The organism is Promicromonospora sp. NFX87 (assembly GCF_048564965.1).
GTDB lineage: Bacteria > Actinomycetota > Actinomycetes > Actinomycetales > Cellulomonadaceae > Promicromonospora.
Genome location: NZ_CP183413.1, coordinates 6,053,807 through 6,075,501 on the forward strand (window position 1 = coordinate 6,053,807; position 21,695 = coordinate 6,075,501).

The 21,695-nt window shown below is 72.4% G+C and carries 20 protein-coding genes; 15 read left to right on the forward strand and 5 right to left on the reverse strand.

Features of this window, described 5'->3' with window-relative positions:
* Positions 1-39: 39 nt before the first annotated feature.
* Positions 40-2,127 (reverse strand): NAD(+) synthase, encoded by a 2,088-nt coding sequence (locus ACNYC2_RS27090; RefSeq protein WP_419704715.1) that lies wholly within the window; start codon positions 2,125-2,127, stop codon positions 40-42.
* Between the two features lie 102 nt (positions 2,128-2,229).
* Between ACNYC2_RS27090 and ACNYC2_RS27095 the strand changes: the two genes are divergently transcribed.
* From ACNYC2_RS27095 to ACNYC2_RS27125, 7 genes are all read left to right on the forward strand, one after another.
* A complete protein-coding gene (locus ACNYC2_RS27095) occupies positions 2,230-2,667 on the forward strand; it encodes a hypothetical protein (protein ID WP_419704716.1) in 438 nt (145 codons plus the stop codon).
* A gap of 122 nt (positions 2,668-2,789) precedes the next feature.
* Entirely contained in the window at positions 2,790-3,086 is a 297-nt protein-coding gene (locus ACNYC2_RS27100; RefSeq protein WP_419704717.1) for a DUF4287 domain-containing protein, read from the forward strand.
* Positions 3,087-3,158: 72 nt separating this feature from the next.
* Entirely contained in the window at positions 3,159-4,394 is a 1,236-nt protein-coding gene (locus tag ACNYC2_RS27105) for an amidohydrolase (protein ID WP_419704718.1), read from the forward strand.
* Positions 4,395-4,469: 75 nt separating this feature from the next.
* Complete coding sequence (locus ACNYC2_RS27110) at positions 4,470-5,888, forward strand: sensor histidine kinase (RefSeq protein WP_419704719.1); 1,419 nt, start codon at positions 4,470-4,472, stop codon at positions 5,886-5,888.
* On the forward strand, positions 5,885-6,550 hold the full coding sequence (locus tag ACNYC2_RS27115) for a response regulator (RefSeq protein ID WP_419704720.1): 666 nt from the start codon (positions 5,885-5,887) through the stop codon (positions 6,548-6,550). Before ACNYC2_RS27110 ends, ACNYC2_RS27115 begins: the two co-directional genes overlap by 4 nt.
* Before the next feature lie 153 nt (positions 6,551-6,703).
* Positions 6,704-7,108, forward strand: coding sequence for an SHOCT domain-containing protein (locus tag ACNYC2_RS27120; protein ID WP_419704721.1), 405 nt, complete (start codon positions 6,704-6,706; stop codon positions 7,106-7,108).
* 210 nt (positions 7,109-7,318) lie between these two features.
* The gene (locus ACNYC2_RS27125; protein WP_419704722.1) at positions 7,319-7,786 is read left to right on the forward strand and encodes a hypothetical protein; all 468 of its coding nucleotides are present in this window, start codon (positions 7,319-7,321) and stop codon (positions 7,784-7,786) included.
* Between the two features lie 118 nt (positions 7,787-7,904).
* On the opposite strand, the gene ACNYC2_RS27130 is transcribed toward ACNYC2_RS27125, so the two are convergent.
* Entirely contained in the window at positions 7,905-9,914 is a 2,010-nt protein-coding gene (locus ACNYC2_RS27130) for a penicillin-binding transpeptidase domain-containing protein (protein ID WP_419704723.1), read from the reverse strand.
* Positions 9,915-10,214: 300 nt separating this feature from the next.
* Complete coding sequence (locus ACNYC2_RS27135) at positions 10,215-10,832, reverse strand: hypothetical protein (protein ID WP_419704724.1); 618 nt, start codon at positions 10,830-10,832, stop codon at positions 10,215-10,217.
* A 407-nt stretch (positions 10,833-11,239) separates the two neighbouring features.
* On the opposite strand from ACNYC2_RS27135, the gene ACNYC2_RS27140 reads away from it, so the two are divergent.
* The 7 genes from ACNYC2_RS27140 (at position 11,240) to ACNYC2_RS27170 (ending at position 19,362) form a co-directional block, all read left to right on the forward strand.
* Entirely contained in the window at positions 11,240-11,455 is a 216-nt protein-coding gene (locus ACNYC2_RS27140) for a hypothetical protein (protein WP_419704725.1), read from the forward strand.
* 65 nt (positions 11,456-11,520) lie between these two features.
* Complete coding sequence (locus ACNYC2_RS27145) at positions 11,521-14,550, forward strand: helix-turn-helix transcriptional regulator (protein WP_419704726.1); 3,030 nt, start codon at positions 11,521-11,523, stop codon at positions 14,548-14,550.
* A gap of 90 nt (positions 14,551-14,640) precedes the next feature.
* Complete coding sequence (locus ACNYC2_RS27150; protein WP_419704727.1) at positions 14,641-16,839, forward strand: SpoIIE family protein phosphatase; 2,199 nt, start codon at positions 14,641-14,643, stop codon at positions 16,837-16,839.
* Positions 16,840-16,922: 83 nt separating this feature from the next.
* Positions 16,923-17,945, forward strand: a complete 1,023-nt coding sequence (locus ACNYC2_RS27155) for a sigma-70 family RNA polymerase sigma factor (protein WP_419704728.1) — start codon at positions 16,923-16,925, stop codon at positions 17,943-17,945.
* A gap of 24 nt (positions 17,946-17,969) precedes the next feature.
* Complete coding sequence (locus ACNYC2_RS27160) at positions 17,970-18,431, forward strand: universal stress protein (RefSeq protein WP_377136523.1); 462 nt, start codon at positions 17,970-17,972, stop codon at positions 18,429-18,431.
* Between the two features lie 50 nt (positions 18,432-18,481).
* Positions 18,482-18,949 carry a fluoride efflux transporter FluC gene (locus ACNYC2_RS27165; RefSeq protein ID WP_419704729.1) on the forward strand — a complete coding sequence of 156 codons (468 nt, stop codon included), beginning with the start codon at positions 18,482-18,484 and terminating at the stop codon, positions 18,947-18,949.
* A gap of 5 nt (positions 18,950-18,954) precedes the next feature.
* Positions 18,955-19,362 (forward strand): fluoride efflux transporter FluC, encoded by a 408-nt coding sequence (locus ACNYC2_RS27170; protein ID WP_419704730.1) that lies wholly within the window; start codon positions 18,955-18,957, stop codon positions 19,360-19,362.
* Positions 19,363-19,418: 56 nt separating this feature from the next.
* On the opposite strand, the gene ACNYC2_RS27175 is transcribed toward ACNYC2_RS27170, so the two are convergent.
* Complete coding sequence (locus tag ACNYC2_RS27175; RefSeq protein WP_419704731.1) at positions 19,419-19,817, reverse strand: hypothetical protein; 399 nt, start codon at positions 19,815-19,817, stop codon at positions 19,419-19,421.
* A 138-nt stretch (positions 19,818-19,955) separates the two neighbouring features.
* On the opposite strand from ACNYC2_RS27175, the gene ACNYC2_RS27180 reads away from it, so the two are divergent.
* Positions 19,956-20,888 carry a 5'-3' exonuclease gene (locus ACNYC2_RS27180; RefSeq protein WP_419704732.1) on the forward strand — a complete coding sequence of 311 codons (933 nt, stop codon included), beginning with the start codon at positions 19,956-19,958 and terminating at the stop codon, positions 20,886-20,888.
* A 16-nt stretch (positions 20,889-20,904) separates the two neighbouring features.
* On the opposite strand, the gene ACNYC2_RS27185 is transcribed toward ACNYC2_RS27180, so the two are convergent.
* Positions 20,905-21,693 (reverse strand): sirohydrochlorin chelatase, encoded by a 789-nt coding sequence (locus tag ACNYC2_RS27185; RefSeq protein ID WP_419704733.1) that lies wholly within the window; start codon positions 21,691-21,693, stop codon positions 20,905-20,907.
* Positions 21,694-21,695: the final 2 nt, after the last annotated feature.

Here is a 21,695-nt window from a genome sequence, read left to right on the forward strand (position 1 = left end):
GTCCGCTCGGGGCGCAACGCTCACGCCGAGAGCAGAAGATCAGGCCTCCGGGACGTTCCTCTCCAGCTCCGCCAGCCAGGCCGCCGCCGAAGCGTCCGAGGGCATCCGCCAGTCGCCGCGGGGCGACATGGTGCCGCCCGGTGACACCTTCGGGCCGTTCGGCAGGGCCGACCGCTTGAACTGCGAGGCGAAGAACCGGCGCACGAACACGTCGAGCCAGCGCCGGATCGTCGCCAGGTCGTACGCGGTGCGCTGTGCGGCGGGGAAGCCGGGCGGCCAGTCGCCGTCGTCCACCGCGTGCCAGGCGTGCCAGGCCAGGAACGCGATCTTCGACGGGCGGAAGCCGTAGCGCAGCACGTGGAACAGCGTGAAGTCCTGGAGGGCGTACGGGCCGACCGTCGCCTCGGTGGACTGCGGCGTCTCGCCCTCCTCGGTGGGGATCAGCTCAGGGGTGATCTCCTGCTCCACGATCTCCGTCAGGACGGCGTTGACCGGGCTGTTCGCGTCCGGCGCGAACTGGCCGCTGTCGACGGTCCAGCGGATGAGGTGCTGGATCAGCGTCTTCGGCACGCCCGCGTTCACGCCATAGTGCGACATCTGGTCGCCCACGCCGTACGTGCACCAGCCCAGCGCCAGCTCCGAGAGGTCGCCCGTGCCGAGCACTATGCCGCCGCGGTGGTTCGCGAGCCGGAACAGGTAGTCGGTGCGCAGGCCTGCCTGGACGTTCTCGAAGGTGACGTCGTACTGCTTGGCGCCCTCGGAGAACGGGTGGTCCAGGTCCCGCAGCATCTGCTCCGCGGCGGGCCGGATGTCGAGCTCCTGGAAGGTGACGCCCAGGGACTCGGCGAGCCGGATCGCGCGGTCCTTGGTCTCCTTGCCCGTGGCGAAGCCGGGCATCGTGAAGGCGTGGATGTCGGTACGCGGCCTGCCGAGCCGGTCCATCGCCTTGGCCGCCACGATCAGGGCGTGCGTGGAGTCGAGCCCGCCGCTGACGCCGATCACGATCTTCGGCTGCCCGATGGCGCGCAGGCGCTGCTCGAGCCCTGTGACCTGGATGTTGTAGGCCTCGTAGCAGTCCTGGGCCAGGCGGTCGGCGTCGTCGGGCACGAAGGGGAAGCGGTCGACCTTGCGCCGCAGGCCGATGTCGCCCTGCGGCGGCTGGACGCTGAACGAGATCTCCCGGAACCGTCCGTCGCCCCCGTCGGTCGAGCCTGCCGAGGCCCCGGGCGCGACCATCCCGAGGCCGCGCCGGTTGTCGTCGAACGTGCCCTGCCGGAGCCGTTCCTGGCGCAGGCGGTCCAGGTCGACGTCGACCACGGTGGCACGGGCGCCGTCGGGGAAGCGTTCGGTCTCGCCGAGCAGGTCCCCTGCCTCGTAGACCATCGTCTGGCCGTCCCACGACAGGTCCGTGCTGGACTCGCCCTGGCCGGCGACCGTGTAGACGTAGGCGGCGCTGCAGCGGTAGCTCCCGCTGCGGACGACCAGCCGGCGGTCCTCGGCGCGCGCCACGGTGACGGGGCTCGCCGACAGGTTCAGCAGCACCGTCGCGCCCGCGAGCGCCGCCAGCGCACTCGGCGGCACGGGTACCCACATGTCCTCGCAGACCTCGACGTGGACGGCAAGGCCAGAGACGTCGTCGGCGCGGAAGATCAGGTCGGCGCCGATCGGCGCCTCCTCGCCGAGCAGGGTGAGGGTGCCGCGGTGCTCGTCGCCGGACGCGAACTGCCGCTTCTCGTAGAACTCGCGATAGTTCGGCAGGTACGACTTGGGCGCGACGCCGAGGATCCGGCCCCTGTGCACGACGACGGCGGTGTTCAGCAGGCGGCTACCGACCAGCAGCGGCGCGCCGACGACGAGCATCGTGCTGAGCTCGAGGCTGGCCTGCCGGATACCGGCGAGCGCGTCGAGCACCGACTCGAGGAGGACGTCCTGCATGAACAGGTCGTCTATCGCGTAGCCGCTCAGGCAGAGCTCGGGGAACACCGCTACCGCTACGCCGTCGTCGTTGAGCTGCCGCGCCTGGTCCAGGACCATCGCGGCGTTCGCGGCGGGGTCGGCGACGGCGACCGGGATGGTGCAGGCCGCCACCCGGGCGAACCCGTGGGCATAGGCGTTGTAGAAGTCCACGGTTCGAGTCTAGGGAGGCGGGCGCAAGCTGCCCGACGTCGGCAAGGTTCGTGGGGCGCCGACGTCGGTCGATGTCAGAGGCGGCTGGCATGCTCTCGGGCCATGGGGATCCTCACCGACTACTTCATCGCCGCCTCCGACGCCGAGGCCGCCGGGTACCTCGAGGGCGGCGTGCACGGGCAGGGGCTGCCCGAGGGGCATGTGCTCGAGTCCAAGGGCGTCGACCCGTACGTCGCGCTCGGCACGCTCGCGACGTTTCTGACTGACCAGACCTCTGCCGGGGTGACGGCCGACAGTGTCACCGTGACCTTCTCCATGGACACGGGCGCCGTCGTCGCACGGGTCCAGCCGAGCCTCGTCGACGCTCTCGCAGGAGCCGACGAGGGTGCGCTGCTCGACGCGGCGGACGCCGGGTCGCGAACCGAGGAGCTCCGCACCGAGGACCCGGCCCCGCTCGCCGCGTTCCTGCACGACCTCGCCCGGCTCGCGCGCACCGCCGTCGCCGAGCGGGCCGGGGTCTACTGCTGGGCCTCACCCTGAACCGCCGGCCGAGCGCGCTGCGGCGGCCTGCCGGACCAGCGATGAGTTCCGTCGGCCGGCCCCGTCTGTCCCGGTAGAACGTGGTGCCGACCGGCGCCGACCCCGGTACGAAAGGACCTCCCATGTCATTCCAGGCCTACCTCGACGCCGTCGAGACCAAGACGGGGCACACCCCGCGGGAGCTCATCAAGCTTGCCGAGGAGCGCGGGTTCGACGCGTCCACCAAGGCGACCCCGATCCTCGAGTGGCTCAAGGAGGGCTACGACCTGGGCCGCGGGCATGGCATGGCCATCGTCCACGTCATCACCAAGGGGCCGCGGATCAGCACAAAGCATGTGGGCACCTCCGGCTCGCACAGCGACGAGTCCGACACGCTCTGGCTCGACGGGAAGGCGACCAACCCGGCGACCACGGGCTGACGCCGGCCGGAACGGGCGCCCACCGCGACAGGCGTGTCCGGAGACGTCGTTACTCCGGGTAATGATGTACCCATGACAACCCGCTCCAGCATCGCCATCGTCAACGCCCACGTCGTCCCCGTCGCCTCCGCCGTCATCGAGAACGGCACGGTCCTCATCGAGGAGGGCGTCATCACCGCTGTCGGACCGGACGTGGCAGTACCCGAGGGCACCCGGACGATCGACGCCCAGGGCAGGTGGCTCCTGCCCGGGTTCGTCGAGGGGCACGGCCACATCGGCATCCACGAGGAGGGCGAGGGCTGGGCCGGCAACGACACCAACGAGATGACGGACCCGAACGGGTCCGCGTTCCGTGCGCTCGACGCCATCCAGGTGGACGAGGACGGCTTCCGCGACGCGCTCGCCGGCGGCGTGACGACGGCAGTCATCAAGCCGGGCTCGGGCAACCCGATCGGCGGGCAGACCGTCGCGATCAAGACCTGGGGCGGCCGCACCGTGGACGAGCAGGTGATCAGCGACTCCGTGTCGGTCAAGAGCGCGCTCGGCGAGAACCCGAAGCGGGTCTACGGGGACAAGAAGCAGCTCCCGTCCACGCGCCTGGGCGTCGCCAACGTGATCCGCGCTGCGTTCGTCGACGCCCAGAACTACGTGGCGAAGCGGGACGCCGCGGCCGAGGAGGGCAAGCCGTTCGAGCGGGACCTGGGCAAGGAGACGCTGGCACGCGTCCTGGCGGGCGAGCTCGCCTGGGACCAGCACACGCACCGTGCCGACGACATCGCCACGGCGATCCGCCTCTCGGAGGAGTTCGGCTACCGGCTCGTCATCAACCACGGCACCGAGGGCCACCTCATCGCCGACGTCCTCGCCGAGAAGGACATCCCGGTGATCTACGGCCCGATGTTCGTCTCGCGGTCCAAGGTCGAGGTGCGGCAGCGCGCGAACCGCAACATCGCGGTGATGGCGGCGGCCGGCGTGCGCGTCGCGATCACCACCGACCACCCCGTCATCCCGATCAACTTCCTGGTGCACCAGGCGTCGTTCGCGGCCCGCGACGGGCTGCCGCGAGAGACCGCCCTGGCGGCGATCACGACCAACCCGGCGTCGTTCCTCGGCCTGGACGACCGGGTGGGCGCCATCAAGGAGGGGCTCGACGGCGACGTCGTGCTCTGGTCGGGTGACCCGCTCGACACCGACTCCCGCGCCGAGCACGTCTTCATCACCGGCACCGAGGTCTACACCTGGGACCCGGCCGCCGACGGCGGGCGCGGGGCAGGCCGCGTGGTCGAGCGCTCGGCCCGCTTCGCCTGACCCGGCACCCGGGTAGCACACGCACCGGTACCGCGGTCGGACGCGTCAGGGCCTGCCCGGGCGTAGCGTGCGAGCATGCTGGGCACCACCCGTCCCACGAGCGACCCCCTCCCGGACCCGAACGCCGCCGGACCGTTCGACCGCACGCGACCACGCGTGTTCGTCGCGGTCGCGGTGGCGTTCGCCGCCAACCTGGGTTCGCTCGGCGCCGCGCGCGGCCAGGCCTGGGCGTCGGAACCCGGCCTCGTCGGGTTCCTCCTGCTGCTGGTCGCGCCGGCGGCGCTGCTGTTCCTGCTGCCCCGGCGCCCCGCGGTCGCCGCTGTGCTGTCCGTCGCGGCGACCGTCACGTTCCTGCTGCTCGGCTACCCCTGGGGGCCGGTCTTCCTCGGGCCGGTCGCCGTGCTCGCGGGCATCATGCTCAGCGGCGACGCACGCCGGGCCCGCCTGATCGCGTGGTCCGGCGCAGCCCTGCTCGCCGGGGGCGTCAGCGCCGTCGCCTCGCTCATCGCGCCGCGCGTCGAACAGGCCCTGACCGACGAGCCGCGGCCTCCGCGCAGCGAGTGGGGCCCTGGTCACGGCCCGGGCTGGAACGCCGACGACGGCGGCTGGTTGCTCAGCCCGGGGTCGCTCATCGCGGCAGCCGCATGGCTGGCCGTCGTGCTGCTCGTCGCGAGCGGCGCGCGGGACCGGATCACGCGACGCGTGGCGGCGCGAGCCGCGGCCCGGGCCACCGCCGCGGAGCGGGAGCGTACCGCCGTCGCCTCGGAGCGGCTCAGGATCGCGCGCGAGCTGCACGACGTCCTCGCCCACTCCCTGTCGGCCATCAACGTCCAGGCCGGGGTGGGCCTGCACCTGCTCGAGAAGAACCCCGGGCAGGCCAGGGAGGCGTTGTCCAACATCCGTGACACCAGCAAGGACGCCCTCGCGGAGGTCCGCACGGTGCTGGGCATAGTCCGCGAGGGCACCTCCCCGCCCGCCCAGGGCACGCTGCACGACGGCGCGGCCCCGCTCACCCCCACCTGGGACCTCACCGGGCTGCACGCCCTGGCCGACCAGGCCAGGGCCGAGGGTCTCGACGTCACCGTCGAGCTCGCCGCCGACGTGAGCGGCCTCCCCGACCACGTCGTCGGCGTCGTGCACCGTGTGGTGCAGGAGTCGCTGACCAACGTGCGCAGGCACGCGCCCTCGGCCCGCCGGGTGACCCTGCGGGTCACCAGGCACGACGGCGTCGAGGTAGTCGTGGCCGACGACGGCGTCCCCGCCGGAGGGCCGGTCGAGCCCGGCTACGGGCTCCTCGGGATGCGCGAACGGGTGGAGGGCGCGGGCGGGACGCTCACCGCCGGACCCCGTGGGGGCGGCGCCGGGTGGGAAGTTCGTGCCAGGCTCCCCGTATCCGAGGGCTCGTCCCAGGCCTCGACCCGTTCGACAGGCTCAGGGCAGGCCGGCTCGACCACGGAAGCATCAGACAGACCCGAGACCGGAGACACCGCATGATCGACGTCCTGCTCGCCGACGACCAGGCACTGGTACGCGGCGGGTTCCGCGCGCTCATCGACTCCGAGGACGACATGCGCGTCGTCGCGCAGGCGGCCACCGGCGACGCCGCGGTGGCGCTCACCCTCGAGCACCTGCCCCAGGTGGTGCTCATGGACATCCGGATGCCCGGCCTGGACGGGCTCGAGGCGACGCGGCGGATCATCGCCGAGCCGCGGGCGGCCGGTGTGCACGTGGTGGTCGTGACGACGTTCGAGCTCGACGAGTACGTCACGGAGGCCATCCGTGCCGGCGCCTCCGGGTTCCTCGTCAAGGACACCGAGCCGGCCGAGCTGGTGCGGGCGGTGCGCGTGGCGGCGTCGGGCAACGCGCTCCTGTCCCCGACGGTGACGCGGCGGCTGCTGGCCAAGGTCGCGGAGGCGACGCGCGACGTGCGGCCGGTGCCCGCGCTCGCGGAGCTCACGCCGCGTGAGCGCGAGGTGCTCGTCGAGGTGGCCGGCGGGCTGGCGAACGACGAGATCGCGGGCAAGCTGTACCTCTCCGAGTCGACCGTGAAGACGCACGTCTCCCGGGTGCTCATGAAGACCCGTTCGCGCGACCGCGCGCAGCTCGTGGTGCTCGCGTACGAGGCGGGCCTCGTGCGACCCGGGTGGGCCGGCTGACGGGTGCCGGACCGACGGGCCGACGGCGCAGGGCTGCGACGGCACCACGGGTGTAGGGGAGCAGGTACGCGGGGCTGACGACCCCGGCGTCGGACGGCGGCAGCCTGGTGCTGTGGCCGGAACGACCGGCCGAACCAGATGCTGGAGGTCGACATGCTCACCGCGACGACGGAGGTCCTCGCCAACGGGCCCCACTACGGCTGGGGCGGACCCGGCCCGTTCTTCTTCATCTTCCCGCTGCTGTGGTTCCTGCTGTTCGCGACGGTGATCTTCCTGATCGCCCGGCGTGCCCGGCGCGGCCCGCGCGGCGGCTGGGGCGGTCCGTGGGCGGCGCACGCCGCGGCCGGCACCGACCCGGTGACGCTGCTGGGTACCCGCTTCGCTCGCGGGGAGATCGACGAGGCCGAGTACCGCTCCCGGCTCACCGTGCTCCGCTCGGCGGAGCCGTACCCGACGGCCCCGCCGAGCGCGGCGCCGAACGCCGGACCGACGGCTGCCGATGTGCGTCCCGCGGCCCCCGCGCCCCAGGACCAGCCGCCGGCCGACGACAACCGCTGACGAACCGCCCCACCCGCCCCTCGGCGCCCAGGCCACTCCGGTGACCTGGGCGCCGGGTGCGTGTGCGGGCGGTCCGCGCGACGCCGGGCGCCGGAACCCCGCTCGTCACGACGGCAACGATTGGCCTTCTGTTGCGGCGGTGCCGCTAGACTCGCGGGCGAGTGCGACCGAACGCACCTTTCAGACCCGATGACGTGAGGGAAGTAGATCGTGAGCACCAGCAAGAACTGGGCGACGGCCGCACTGGTCTCCTGTGCACTACTGCTGTCCGGATGCGCGGCCCTCGAGAGCATGGCCAGCGACTTCGCGCCCTCCGGCGAAGAGGTCACGCCGATCGCGCCGTCGCCCGTCGCCAAGGCGCCGATCAGCACCGGCGAGTACGACCTCGTCGAGTCGTGCAACGCGTTCTTCAGCGGCCGGCTCGACTCGGACATCACCACCGCCGCCCCCGCCGTCCAGGCGCCGCTCGACGAGGATCGCACGGGCACCTTCCTCTCCATCAGCAGGGCCATCGGCGAGCTGATCGGTCTGGCGGACGAGGTGAGCATCGCCCATCTCGAGGCGGTCCGCGCGCCGTTCGACCAGGCGCTCGACGGCTCCATCGCCCGTCCCAAGGCCGTCGCCACGGCTATCAAGAACTACGAGACCGCATGCAAGGAAGGCGGCTTCAAGGGCTGATCCGAGCGGCCCGCTGGTCGAGCTCGTCGGTCTCGACAAGCTCGACCAGCCGGGCCTGCTCGACCCGCCGGGCCTGCTCGACCCGCCGGGCCTGCCCTGCTGGTCGGGGACGCGCCGGTCAGTTGCCCGTGAGGAACTCGTGCATCACCGGGCCGGCCGTGGTCGAGCCCAGCTCACCCTCCTCGATGAACACGACGGCGGCCAGGTCGTTCGTGACGGCGAGCATCCAGACGTGGGCCTTGCTGCCGTCACCGAACTGAGCCGTTCCCGTCTTCGCGCCGACGATCCCAGGCACGTCCCGCAGCACCGTGGCGGAGCCTTCCTGCACCACGCCGCCCATCAGGCCGCGCAGGGTGGCCGCCTCCTCGGTGGTCAGATCGCCCGCCGGCGCCTTCTCGGCGGCCTTCCCGTCGGACGGCTCCACCAGCCACGGCGACACGGTGTGGCCCGCGGAGACGCTGGCCGCGACGGTCGCCATCGCGAGCGGCGTCGCCAGCACCTTGCCCTGGCCGATCATCGACGCCGCGTGCTCCGTGGCCGCCGCCTCCGCCGGGACGTCGCCCATCGCGGCCCCGGCGCCGAAGGCCTTGGCCTCGACGCCCAGGCCGAGCGCCGCCGCGGCGTCGTGCAGCTGCTGCTGCGAGATCTTCTGGTGCTGCGAGATGAAGGCCGTGTTGCACGAGTTGGCGAACACCGTCCGGAACGGCACGGCGTCACCCGTCGCGGACGCGGGGTAGCCGGGAACGTTCTGGAACGTGCGACCCTCGACGTCGATGCTCTCCGTGCAGGGCAGCGTGCTGTCCGGCGTGATCCCCGAACGGAGCATCGCGAGGGACGTCGCGATCTTGAACGTGGAACCCGGCGCGTACTGGCCCAGCGTGGCCGTGCTGTACCCCTCGGAACCAGGACCTGACGCCGCCGCGAGCACCTCGCCGGTCGACGGCTTGATCGCGACGATGGCGCTCGCCAGGTCGTCGAGGTCGGCCAGTGCCGCCTCGGCCCGGACCTGCGTGGCGGGGTCGAGCGAGATCGTCAGCGGCTCGCCGTCCTTCTTGTCGATGGTGAACGCCTCGCGGCCCTCGCCGCCTTCTCCGCCCTCGGCCGGTTCGGCGGGCTCGATGGTCACCGCCAGGCCGGGCACTCCGCGAAGCTGCTCGTCGTGTGCGGCCTGCAGACCGGACAGGCCGACCATGTCGCCGGGCTTGATGGCGCCCTTCGACTCCTCGACGATCTCCGCGGTGGCCTCCCCGACCGTACCGAGGAGCGGCCGCGCGAAGTCCCGGTCCCGCGCGAGCGACAGCTCGTCGGGGATCCCGACCACGCCGTTGATCGCCATGGCGGCATCGAAGTCGTACTCCGAGTCGTTGTCGCGGATCGTGATGACCTCGATGAACGCCTTGGCCCCCGCGGCGGCGACCTGCGCGGCGATGCGGTCGGTGGTCTCCTGGTCGAACTTCAGCACGCTCCCGAGCTGCTCGGCGGCCGTCTCCCAGCCCGGACGGGTCTTGTCGATGCCCACGCGATGCACGGGCGTCATGCCGACGATCGTCTCGCCGGTCGGCGTGACGATGTCGCCGCGCGCAGGTTCGGTGCGCTCGACGGCGAGCCGCTCGCCCGCCTCCAGACCCGGCACCAGCACGCCGGTGTTCCAGCCGGCCTCCCACTGCCCGGCCTCGCCGTCGGTGGCGCCCGGGTAGGTGAGCTGCGCGACGGTCTCGTACTCCCACGCCTGCTCGGTCGCGACGGGCCAGGACCAGGCGAGCGTCGCGGTGGCCGTAGCGGTGCCCCTGTCGCCCTCCTCGACCGGCGTGACGCTCTTGACCTGGACGGTCCCGGCGTCCTCGCCGACGGTGGCCAGGAGCTGCTCGAACACCTGGGCGTACTGCTCGTCCGGCGAGGCCGACGTCTCCATGACGAGCGGGACACCCGCCGGCTTGCCCTCCTGGAGCGCTGCCGCGAGCTGTTCGGCGGCCGGCTCCGGGTCGGGGATCGGCGGTTCACGGAAGAGGAACCACAGACCGACCCCCACCACCAGGAGCAGGACGACGACGACGCCGATGATCAGCGCCAGCCGGCCCTTGCGGCGAGGAGCCGGTGCGCCGGGCGGCGGGCCGCCCGGCGGCGGCACCTGTGCGTAGCCACCCGGAGGGGGCGGAACCTCTGCATACCCACCTGGCGGAGGCGGGACCGGCGCATGACCGTCCGCAGGCAGGTGAGGTGAAGGGTATCCGCTCATGCCCAGGAGCCTAAGGGCCCGGCCATGATCCGCACGTGTTATCTCTTGGGAGGAATCGGGCGGGCTTGGGTGAAGGAGATGGGCGGGGCCGCCGAACCCCCTGGATCTGCGGCCCCGCCCGGCGACGTCGCGCGTCGTCGATAGAGAGGCACGGTCTCGCGGCTTGTGACCGCGGTATCGGAGCCCGACGGGTCAGGCGCCAGGTGCTGACTTCACCACCGGACCCCATGCCAGCGGGTCGAGCGTGCGGGCGTCGTCGTCCGCGTTCCCGGCCCAGCGGCGCGCGTCAGCGATCGTCGCCTCGAGCAGGGCGCGCAGCCGCGCGTCGACGTCGGGCACGAAGGCCTCCGAGATGCCCTGCACCGCGGTGGAGACCACGCTCGGTGCGGCGTCGCGCACGAACCGCTTGGGTCGCACGCTGGTGCCCGCGCAGAACCGCTCGGCCCAGGCCGCGGTCTTCGGTACGGCCGCGAGCGCGTCCTTGCTCTCCGGCGCCAGGGTGCCGGGGGGCCGGTCGTCCAGGACGTCGAGCATGCGCTCGGAGCCGAGGATCGCGACGGCCAGCGTCTGCTGCCGGTCGGCGGGCGAGACAGGCAGCGCCGTCTGCGCGGCGCGCAGCGCGATGCGCACGTCCCAGCGCGGGTCGGTGCTGGTCAGGCCGATGACCGACGGGATGAGCGGCGCGAGCTGCGGACGCGAGTGGTCCGCCGTCAGGTCGTTCACCGCACGGGCGAGCATCGCGATCAGCGGATGCGTGCAGGCAGGGTGATCGCTCCACTTCTCGCCTGCGAGGAAGGATGCGAGCTCCATGAAGCACGCGCCCTTCTTTGGGTTGCGGTGCTTTCCACGGCCGAGCATGGGCAAGATGTCGTACGTTCCAGCTTCGGTTCCGGTCACGATTCCACCCCCGAATTGGGTTCGCTGCTTGCTCCAGTGTGCGTCTGGTGTGACGTAGATCGCAATAGAGAGCCCGTGAACTGCCTGAATCTCGTGCGCCACCGGGGGCCGGCGGGCCTCGCCCCGTGGCACCTCAGACCACCTCAGAGGTACCTCAGCCCCACCTCAGGGGTACCTCAGAGGCGCATCGGCCGGCCGTCTGAGGTACCCCGCCCGCCAGGACTGCCCGACCGTCCGATCCGCGGGGTCCGGCCTCAGGACGAGTGTCTTCCTCATCAGCCGGACGGGCACACGGCCCGCCGGGGACATCCGGAGGAATCATGTCGCTGTGGGGACCCGCCGTCGAGGCGGAGATCGAGTACCGGCAGGCAGAGGTCAGGAAGGCCTGGGGCCGCCAGGGGACGAGCGGTGCGGACCAGGGCGACCGGGCCGAGCGCCGGACGGAGCGCCGGGCCGACCGCGTCGAGCAGATCAGGGAGGGCATCGCGGGCATGCGTCCGGCGGCGACCACCACCCGTCGCGGCCTGTTCGCGTGATCACGGTGGGAGCCGGGCTGCAAGAGACCGGGGGGAGTGTCGGTGAGCGGTGGCACGATGTGCAGGTGCGACGCTCCACGACGATCCCCCTGGTCTCCCGGCAGGAGCAGGTTTCCTCTCTCCTGCTGGCGGTGGGGCGCGCCTCGGCGGGTCGTCCCGGCTTCGTGCTCGCGGGCGGTGACGCCGGCGTGGGCAAGACGCGCCTGATCACCCATGTCGCCCAGGCGGCGGAGCAGGCAGGGGCGAGCGCCGTGGTGGTGCACTGTGTGGACCTGGGCCAGGTGGGTATCCCGTACCTGCCGTTCACCGAGGCGCTGACCCAGCTGCAGGCCGGTGCCGCGGGGCCCGAGGCCGCGGCGCGGGTCACCGAGCTGGTGGCCGAGCGGCCGGCGCTGTGGCGCCTCCTGGAGCCCGGTGGGACCGGCGATGCCGACCACGACGAGCGGCTTCAGCTCTTCGAGGGCATCGGGCGCAGCCTCGCCCTCTCCGGCGTGCCCGAGCGTCCCCTCGTGCTGGTGATCGAGGACGCGCACTGGGCCGACGCGTCGACGCGCGACGTGCTGCGGTTCCTCGCGGCCCGCGCCCGCTCAGAGAACGTACTGATAGTGGTGACCTACCGGACGGACGACGTCGACAGGCGTCATCCGCTGCGCCCGCTGCTCGCCGAGCTGTCTCGGCTGGAGCACGTCGAACGGATGGACCTGCAGCCCTTCAACGAGGACGAGCTGCGCGAGTTCACCACTGCCCTGGCCGGCCGGCCACTGGCGCCCGCGGGTTTCGCCGAGGTGCTGGAGCGGTCGGAGGGCAACGCATTCTTCGCGGAAGAGCTCCTGGACGCCGGGCCGGACTCGGCGAGCCTGCCCTGGACCCTCACCGAGGTGCTGCGCACCCGGCTCGAACGGCTGGACCCCGAGGTGCAGCAGGTGCTGCGCATCGCGTCGGTCGCCGGACGCCGCGTGCGAGAGGATCTGCTCCGGGCCGCCGCCGCGCGCTGGGGCGCTCCGGACATCGACGCCGCGCTGCGCGAGGCCGTGACCCAGCAGGTGCTCGTGGTGTGCGACTCGTGCCTGGAGTTCCGGCACGCGCTGCTGGCCGAGGCCCTGTACGCCGACCTGCTCCCGGGCGAACGCTCGGCGGTGCACCGCGCCTACCTCGCGGTGATCGAGCAGGACGGGCCCGACGGCATGCCGATCGGCAGCGCCGCCGAACGCGCCCACCACGCCTTCGAGGGGCACGACCTGCCCGCGGCCCTGAGCGCGTCGCGTGACGCCGCCCTGCGCGCCCGCCGGCTGCTCGCGCCCGAGGAAGAGCTGAAGCACTGGGAGCAGGTGCTGGCGCTGTGGGAGTCGGTCCCGGACGCCGAGGAACGGATCGGCGAGGACCGGGTCTCCGTCGCCCTGTCGGCGGGCGAGGCGGCCGCACGAGCGGGCGACCCGATGCGCGCGGTCAAGCTGACCAGGCGCGCGGTCGAAGGCGTCGACGACCCCGTGCGGCGTGCCGGCCTGCAGCACGTGCTCGTGCACCGCTATGTCGACCTGCCGACCTGGGACGAGACACCGGGTCAGGTCGAAGCGGCGATCGCGGACCTGCGGGCCGCCCTGGAGATCCTCCCGAAGCTCAGCCCGGAACGGATCTGGACCAACGCTCTGCTCGCTCGGATCGCGATGATCGTCGACCAGGACGACGACGCCCGCATGCACGCCGCCTGCGCCATCGAGGAGGCGCGCGCCACGGCCCAGCCCGGCGCGCTCGCCGCCGCGCTCTCCACGCTCGCCGTGCTCGACGTAGCCGACCCCGACCGGGCGGCGGCACTCCTCGACGAGGCGCGCTCGGCGGCTGTCGAGGCAGGGGACGTGCTTACCGAGATGCGCACCCTGTACAACGCCACGGCCAACCGCTTCTACGCGGGTGAGCTGGACACCGCGGAGCAGCGGGTGCGACACGCGCTCGCCCGGGCCGAGGAGCTCGGCCTCGCCTGGAGCACGCCCACCGTCAACCTGCGGATCCTGCAGGAGGTCATGCTCTACTTCCGCGGCGACCTGACGGCGCGCGCCGCCGAGGGCGTCCCTGCCACGTCCAAACACATCATGGACGCGAGCCGGATGTATGCGGCGGTGGCCCGGGGCGACGACGACGTGCTCGCCCGCGGCGAGGCCCTGCTGGACCACTGGCAGAACGACGGCCAGATCGCCCTGCTCGGCGGTGGCAGCATGGTCGACGCCCTGACGTGGGCAGGCCGGTACGACGACGCGGCGGCCCTGGCCGTACGGATCACCGACCACCTCGGCGAGGTGTGGACAGAGGTGTTCCTCGGTCGGATCTGGCTGTCCGCACTGGCGATCGCCGCGCTGGCCGACGCGGCCGAGGCCGACCGTTCGGCGGGGCGCGTCGGCGCTCCGGGATCTGCCGCCGCGACGGCGGTGGAGTCCCGCGCTGCCGCTCGGATCGAGAGCGGTGACTCCCTCCTCGCCATCGCACGGGAGACCGCCCAGCGTGGCCGCCCCCGGGGCGGCGTGCTCGGCCCCGAGGGCAGGGCCTGGCTGCAGCGGGCCGCCGCCGAGAACGCCCGTCTGCACGCGGTGGTGGGGCACGGCCAGGGACCGGCGGGCGACGAGAACGACGAATCGGCGTCCGGCAGGCTGTGGCGGGAGGCCGCCGAGGCGTGGCAGGAGACGGTGAACGCGTTCGACTTCGGTTACCGCTACGAGGTGGCGCGGTCGCGCTACCGCTGGGCCGAGGCACTGCTGGGGACCGGCGAGCGAGAGGCCGCCGAGGTGGAGGCGGCCGAGGCGCTCTCGGAGGCGGAGGACATGGGCGCGAAGCCCCTGACCGAAGCCGTCCGCGCGCTGGCCAGGCGGGCGCGGCTCGACCTGCCGGGTGTACGCCGTGCCACCGCGTCGACCCTGACGGACCGGGAGGAAGAGGTGCTCGGCCTCGTCGCGCAGGGCCTCTCGAACCGGCAGATCGGCGAACGGCTCTTCATCTCCACCAAGACGGTGAGCGTGCACGTGTCCAACCTGCTCGCCAAGCTCGGCGCCTCGGGGCGGGCGGAAGCGGTGAGCCTCGCGCACCAGCGCGGCCTGCTCGAGGTATGACCCGAACGCGGCAGGCTACCTGCCCGGCGCAAAAGGGACACATCCGGTACATCTGTCGCGCACGCGCCCTTCTCTCGCAATACTGAGCAGATGCCGACGGACCTCCAGGCGTTGCGAGACCTTGAGCACGTCGGTCTCGGTGCTCCCACTGCTGATGAGGCCTTTGACCGATTTGCTCGCCTGGTTCGGCGTCACCTGAAGGTGCCGGCCGCCGTCGTGTACTTCGTGGTTCCGCAGGGGCAGGTGCTGGCAGGTTCCTCCGGGATGCCGGAACCCATGCAGTCGAACCGCATGCTGCAGTACCCGGGGACGCTCACGAACGTGATCGCCACGCGCGGCGAGCCGGTCGTCACGTCGGACGCCCGCCTCGACCCGCTCTTGCGCGACAACTACCTCGTCCGCGAGATGGGCCTGGTCGCCGTCGCCGGTTACCCGGTGTTCGACCTGCGCGGCCGCGCCGTCGGCGCCCTGTGCGCGGTCGTGGACGAGCCCCGCGAGTGGTCGGAGGACGACCGCGCGTCCCTCGCCGACCTCGCCGCGGCCTGCACCGCTGAGCTGCGGCTACGGGCGGAGCGGGAGCGCGCGCGCCGGATCCAGCAGACGGCGGTCCGTGCCAACCGCCGCAGCCGGTTCCTGCTCTCGCTGAGCGAGGCGTTCGCGAACGCCAACACCATGGACCAGGTCGAAGAGGTGATCGTCGAGGTCAGTACCGCCGGTATCGGCGCGCGGTACTGCGCGTTCGCCCTGATGGACGCGGACGGACGGGGGATCACCTATCGCTCGCTCGTCCACGCCGAGCCGCAGTTCCCGCAGCGGCTGCGGCAGGCGAAGCTGGACGACCAGCGGCCGCTGGCCGAGGCCGCCCGCACGGGCCGTCCGCTGTTCTTCCGGTCGGGCGACGAGCTCTTCTCGGCCTTCCCGGACATCAAGGACCTCTGCGACCCGGACATCGGCGCCCGCGCCTTCCTCCCGGTGGTGACGTCCGGCGCCGTGGTCGCCGTCATCGGGCTGGCGTGGGACCGGGACCGCGGGCCGGACAAGGACTCGTACGCGCTGCAGACCGGTCTCGCGCACTACACGGGTCACGCCCTCGAGCGCGCACGGCTCCTGGAAGAACGCCGCGAGTCCGCGAAGACGCTGCAGCGGGCGATGCTCAGCCGGCTGCCCGAGGTGCCGCACCTCGACATGGCGGCCACCTACTCCCCCGCCACGCGCTCCGACCAGATAGGCGGCGACTGGTACGACGCGGTAGCGGTGGACGACGACGCCACCATGTTCATGATCGGCGACGTGACCGGCCACGACATGCGCGCCGCGGCGAAGATGGGCCAGCTCAGGTCCCTGCTGCGGGCGTTCGCGTGGAGCCACGACGAGTCGCCGTCGGCCCTGTTGTCCCTGCTCGACAAGGCCAACTCGGGCCTGGGGCTGCTCGCCAGCGGGACCGCGGTGGTCGCCCGCCTGGAGCGGGCCGGCGGCGCCGCCTATCAGCTCACGTGGTCGACCGCCGGCCATCCGCCGCCCCTCGTGCTCAGGGAGGACGGTACGGTCGAGCGCCTCTCGGTGCTGCCGGACATGATGCTCGGCGTCCGGCCGACGGCGAAACGCACCGACCACGTCACGACGCTGTACCCCGGCGACACGCTCCTGCTCTACACGGACGGCCTCGCCGAGCAGCGCGGCACCACACCGGACCAGTGGCTGAACCGCCTGCAGAAGACGCTCGGCGTGCTGGGCGACACGGCCACCGCGGCGCTCCCCGTGACCCTCGTGCGCCGCCTCGCCTCGGACGACCAGCGGGACGACGTCGCGGTGCTCGCCGTCCGCGTGCGGGCGGCGGCCCCGTCGGGCCCGCCGTCGCTGGGACGGCCCGCCACCGCGGAACGGAAGCTCGCCCCCTCGCTGAGCGACGTCGGCCCGGCCCGTATCTGGGTCGACGACGTCCTGGAGAGCTGCGCCGTGCCGATGGCGCTGCGCCGGACGGTGATGCTGCTGACGTCCGAGGTGCTGACCAACGCCGTCGACCACGGGCAGGCGCCGTTCACCGCCACCGTCGAGGTGGACATGGAGCGCCTGCGGGTAGGGGTGCGGGACTCGTCGACCGCGCAGCCCGAGCTGCGCGACCCGACGGTCACCGAGTTCGGCGGGCGCGGCGTGCAGTTCCTCGAGCGGCTCGCGTCCCGCTGGGGCGTGGACCGGCACGGCGAGCCGGCCGAAGGGCAGCACCGGACGGGCCGGCGGGGGAGCCGACGGACCGGCAAGACCGTCTGGTTCGAGCTCGACCTGCGCTGACGCCGGGGTGAAGTCGGGCCGTTGGCTTCGGCCAGGATCGAATCCAGGGGAGCGTGTCAGTGGTGCCGCGTAACGTGTGATCCATGGCACAGACAGCGTCACATCCTAGGCAAAGCACCGGTGAGGACCTGGCTGCGGACGAGCTCTCCGCACAGCTGGAGGTCTACCGCCGCGAGCTCACCGGGTACTGCTATCGGCTGCTGGGCGGCGCGTTCGACGCCGACGACGCGGTGCAGGAGACCCTCCTGCGCGCGTGGCGGTCCTACGAGCGGTTCGAGGGGCGTTCCTCGCTCCGCACCTGGTTGTACCGGATCGCCACGAACGTCTGCTTCGACCAGCTCGGTTCGAGCCGGGCCAAGCGCGAGCGACCCATGGGCCTCGGCGCCGCGGTCGACCCTGTCGAGGAGAGCCTCGCGAACGTCCTGCCCGAGTACGCATGGGTCGAACCCGTCCCGACGGAGCACGTGCTCCCCGGCGCGGGTGACCCCGCGGACACGACCATCGCGCGCGAGTCGGTGCGCCTGGCGTTCGTCGCCGCGCTGCAGCACCTGCCGGCCAAGCAGCGCGCGGTACTCATCCTGCGCGAGGTGCTGCGCTGGCCCGCGACCGAGGTCGCCACGCTGCTCGACACGTCGGTGGCGTCCGTGAACAGTGCGCTGCAGCGGGCGCGCGCGACGCTCGCGGACAAGGCGCCGGACAGGTCGGGCACGTCGGAGGCTTCCGCAACGCCGTCGGCGGGCGAGTCCGAGCTGCTGGAGCGGTACGTCGCGGCGTTCGAGCGGTACGACATGCAGGCGCTGGCCAACCTGCTGCGCGAGGACGCGGTCATGAACATGCCGCCGTACGCGATGTGGCTGGAGGGCATCGAGAACATCCAGGCGTGGATGCTCGGCCCGGGCAACGGGTGCGAGGGATCGCGCCTGGTACCGATCCATGTCAACGGCACGCCGGGGTTCGCGCAGTACCGCCCGGACCCGAAGGGCGGCCACTTCCCGTGGGGCATCGTGGTGCTGGAGAACGACGGTGAGCACATCACCGGCATCACCACCTTCATCGACACGGAGAAGTGGTTTCCCCGATTCGGCCTGCCGGACCACCTCGAGTAGGCATTTGGCCATACCCTCACAAGGGTGACTGTGCGATCCGTGGTGGTCGGCGTTGACCACAAGAATCCGGACCTGGCTCGGCGGGCAGCGTCGCTCGTCCAGTCCCTGGGTGGGAGCCTGATCGAGCTCGTATGCGTGTGGGTCGACGAGACAGCCGTCTCCGACTCCCGGGGATTCACCGTCTCGGTGGATCCGGACATCGCCGTGTCCTCGGACGCGTACGGGGCCGACGTCCTGGCGGGCCTGAACAGGGCGATGGCCGACGTCGGCCTGCCGTGGAGCGCCCTGCGCGGCGCCGGTGACCCGGCCGCCGAGCTGGGGCGGGTGGCCGACCAGGTGGAGGCAGCGATGATCGTCGTCGGCGCTCGGCGCTCCGGCCTGCGCGGCTGGACCACCAACATCGTCGGCGGGACGGTCGCCGGCCGGCTCATCCACAACCAGCCGCGCCCCGTGGTGGTCCTTCCGGGGGCGGCGTCGACGTCGTGAGCGATAGGTTCTTCCACAACCTGTCGAGCGTTCACGAAGGAGCACACCGGGTGACCCGAGCGCCGCACCGTGACTGGCGGTACGTCGGTCTCGTCGCGCTCGGCGGAGCCGCGGGCTCGGTCGCCCGGCACCTGCTGACCTTCTGGTCGGGAATCCTCCTGACTCCGCTGACCATCCTGTTCCCGAGCGCGGGCGAGACGATCCTCTTCTTCCCGATCGGGACGCTCGTGGTCAACGTGGTCGGCGCGCTCGCCCTGGGGTATCTCCTGGAGGCCCTCACCCGCCGCGGCCGCGAGACCGTGCGACGCCGCAAGATCCGCATCGGGATCGGGACCGGCGTGCTCGGTGGCTTCACCACGTACTCGGCGCTGGCGTTGCAGACGCAGCAGCTGTTCGGCGACGGGCTCGGCTGGCTCGCGCTGCTCTACGTGCTACTCACCCTCGCGGGCGGGACCGCTGCCTGCCTCGGCGGGATCGCGCTGGCCGCACGCGCCGACCGACGACGAGAGCGCAGGTGACCTAGATGTTCGAGCTGTTCGTGGTGGCCGTCGGCGGGGGCCTGGGCGCCGCCGCCCGGTTCATGGTCGACGGCGAGATCCGGGCCCGCCACAACGGCGGGTTCCCGTGGGGCACGTTCGTCGTGAACGTGACCGGCTCGTTCCTCATCGGTCTGTTCACGACGCTGCTCTTCACGCTCGCCTACCTCGGGGTGCCGCACGACACCGCCCGGCTGCTGCAGCTCACCCTCGTCGTCGGCCTGTGCGGCGGGTACACCACGTTCTCCACAAGCACTGTGGAATCCGTGCGGCTGGCCCAGTCCGGCCGGATGCGGCTCGCGCTGGCGAACTCTCTGGGCACGCTGATGGTCACCGTCACGGCAGCCGGACTGGGCATGTGGCTGGGCACGGTGGTGAGCGGACCGTACGGCTGACCCGGGCCCGCGACGCCGCTCGGGTCGTCGTCGGCGGTGCGCCTCGTTCGGCGGCCTTAGACCGGCACCTCGCCGGGGTTCAGAGCGCCGAGGAAGAGCTCGGCGAGCAGCGTCCACTCCTTGAGCGGCCGGTCGCCGACGAAGCGCGCCGCTTCCTCAGGTGTCCGGTTCACCAGCGCGATGTCGACGACGAACTGGTCGCCGCCCTCTCGCCAGACCACCGCGGCGTTCGTCCGCCGGCTGGATCCGCTGATCCCGGCCCGGAGCTCGTTCTCCGGCTTCTGCACCCGCTCGATCAACGGGTAGTCGCTGGTGTGTTCCCAGCTCGACCACGCGTAGCTCAGCGCGCGCTCGAGATCTGCCTTGGCGGACGTAACTCGCGTCTCGCCGATAGCTGCCATACCAAGGCCGAGTCCCTCGATCACCTCGGTCACCTGCTGTACTTTGCTTGCCATGTTCGGACACTACGGGCACACCAGACCGGAACCGGCCTTCGGCCGCTATTTCACCCAAATTGTTCCCGTACTGCGCCCTGCGAGGCCCACAGCGCGCTCAACGTACGCGTGTCGGTGTGCCGTGGCAGGCTTCGCTGCATGAGCCTGATGCTCCTCGACACCGCCTCGCTGTACTTCCGCGCCTTCTTCGGCGTCCCCGACTCGCTGCGGGCACCGAGCGGTGCGCCCGTGAACGCCGTCCGTGGCCTGCTCGACACCGTCGCCTGGCTCGCCACGACGCACGGCCCCGACCGCCTGGTCGCGTGCTGGGACGACGACTGGCGCCCCGCGTTCCGTGTGGAGGCGATCCCGAGCTACAAGGCGCACCGCGTGGCGCAGGAGGTGCCCGGCACCACCGGCATCGAGGAGGTGCCCGAGGTGCTGCTCGCCCAGGTCCCGATCATCGTCGAGGTGCTCGCCGCGCTCGGCATCGCGCGCGTCGGTGTGCCCGGCTACGAGGCCGACGACGTCATCGGCACCCTGACCGCTCGTGCCGTCGAGCAGAACGCCGGCCCGGTCGACATCGTCACCGGTGACCGCGACCTGTTCCAGCTGGTCGACGACGCCGCGGGGGTGCGCGTGCTGTACCCGGCGCGCGGCATCCGCGACCCCGACGTGGTGAACGAGAAGCGGCTGGCCGAGCGGTACGGCGTCGCGTCCGGGCAGGCCTATGCGGACATGGCGACGCTCAGGGGCGACCCGAGCGACGGCCTGCCCGGCGTGCCGGGGGTCGGCGAGAAGACGGCGGCCAAGCTGCTCGCGCAGTACGGCGACCTGGCCGGGATCCTCGCCGCCCGTGACTCCGGCGACAAGGGCCTGACCACCACGCAGCGCCGCCGCCTGCAGGAGGCCGACGCCTACCTGCAGGTCGCGCCCGTCGTCGTCCAGGTCGCACGGGACGCGCCGCTGCCGGCGTTCGACCCGGCGGTGCCCAAGGCGCCCGCCGACCCCGACGCGCTGGCGGCGCTGACCGCCACGTGGGGCCTGCAGTCCAGCGTGGGGCGGGTGCGGACGGCGTTCGGCTGGGAGTGAGCCCAGCCGAACGGTCTCAGGACGCGATCGCCGCGTCGTAGCGGTCCAGCACGACCTGGACCAGGCGCGGGTCCGCCTTCTCGGCTCGGGCCGGGCCCGCGACCGGGTCGGTCACCACATCGGCGCCCGCCTCCAGCACGCGGTCCAGGAAGTACCCGGGCGCGAGCAGGTAGGACACGACGATCACCCGCGGCGCGGACGTATCCGCGGAGCCGGCGGTCCCGGACCCCCCGGGCGCCGCGGCCCGGGCAGCGGCCACCGCGGCAGGCACGCGCGGCTCCGCCCCCGCTCCGTACGACGGTGTGATGGGCCGCCCAAGTCGCTGGGCCAACGCGCTCGTGACCTCCTCGACGGCGGTGGCAGCCGCCGCCACCGAGGAGCCGGCGGCCGCGAGCACCACCGCGTCGTCCGGCCGGAACGGACCGTGTGCCGCCTCGGCGGCGGCGTACCGGTCGGCGAGGATGTCGACGAGCAGCGGGTGCGGCCCGAGCGGCTCGGCGGCTACCGCCACACGCTCGCCAGGAGCACCCTCGCCGGAGGCGTTGACAGCGGCGACGGCCTGCGCGATGTCGTGCCGCACGTGGTACCCCGTGGACAGCAGCAGCGGCACGACCACGGCGGAGCCGGCGTCCCGCACGGCACCCGCCAGCACGTCGTCAACCTCCGGCTGCTGCACGTCCACGAACGCCTCGCGTACGTCGAGCTCGGGCCGCGCCGCACGGACGCCGTCGAGCAGGGCGCGCACCGCCGCCTGTCCCGCAGGATCGTCGGTCCCGTGGGACGTCCCGACCAGTACCGCACTCATCG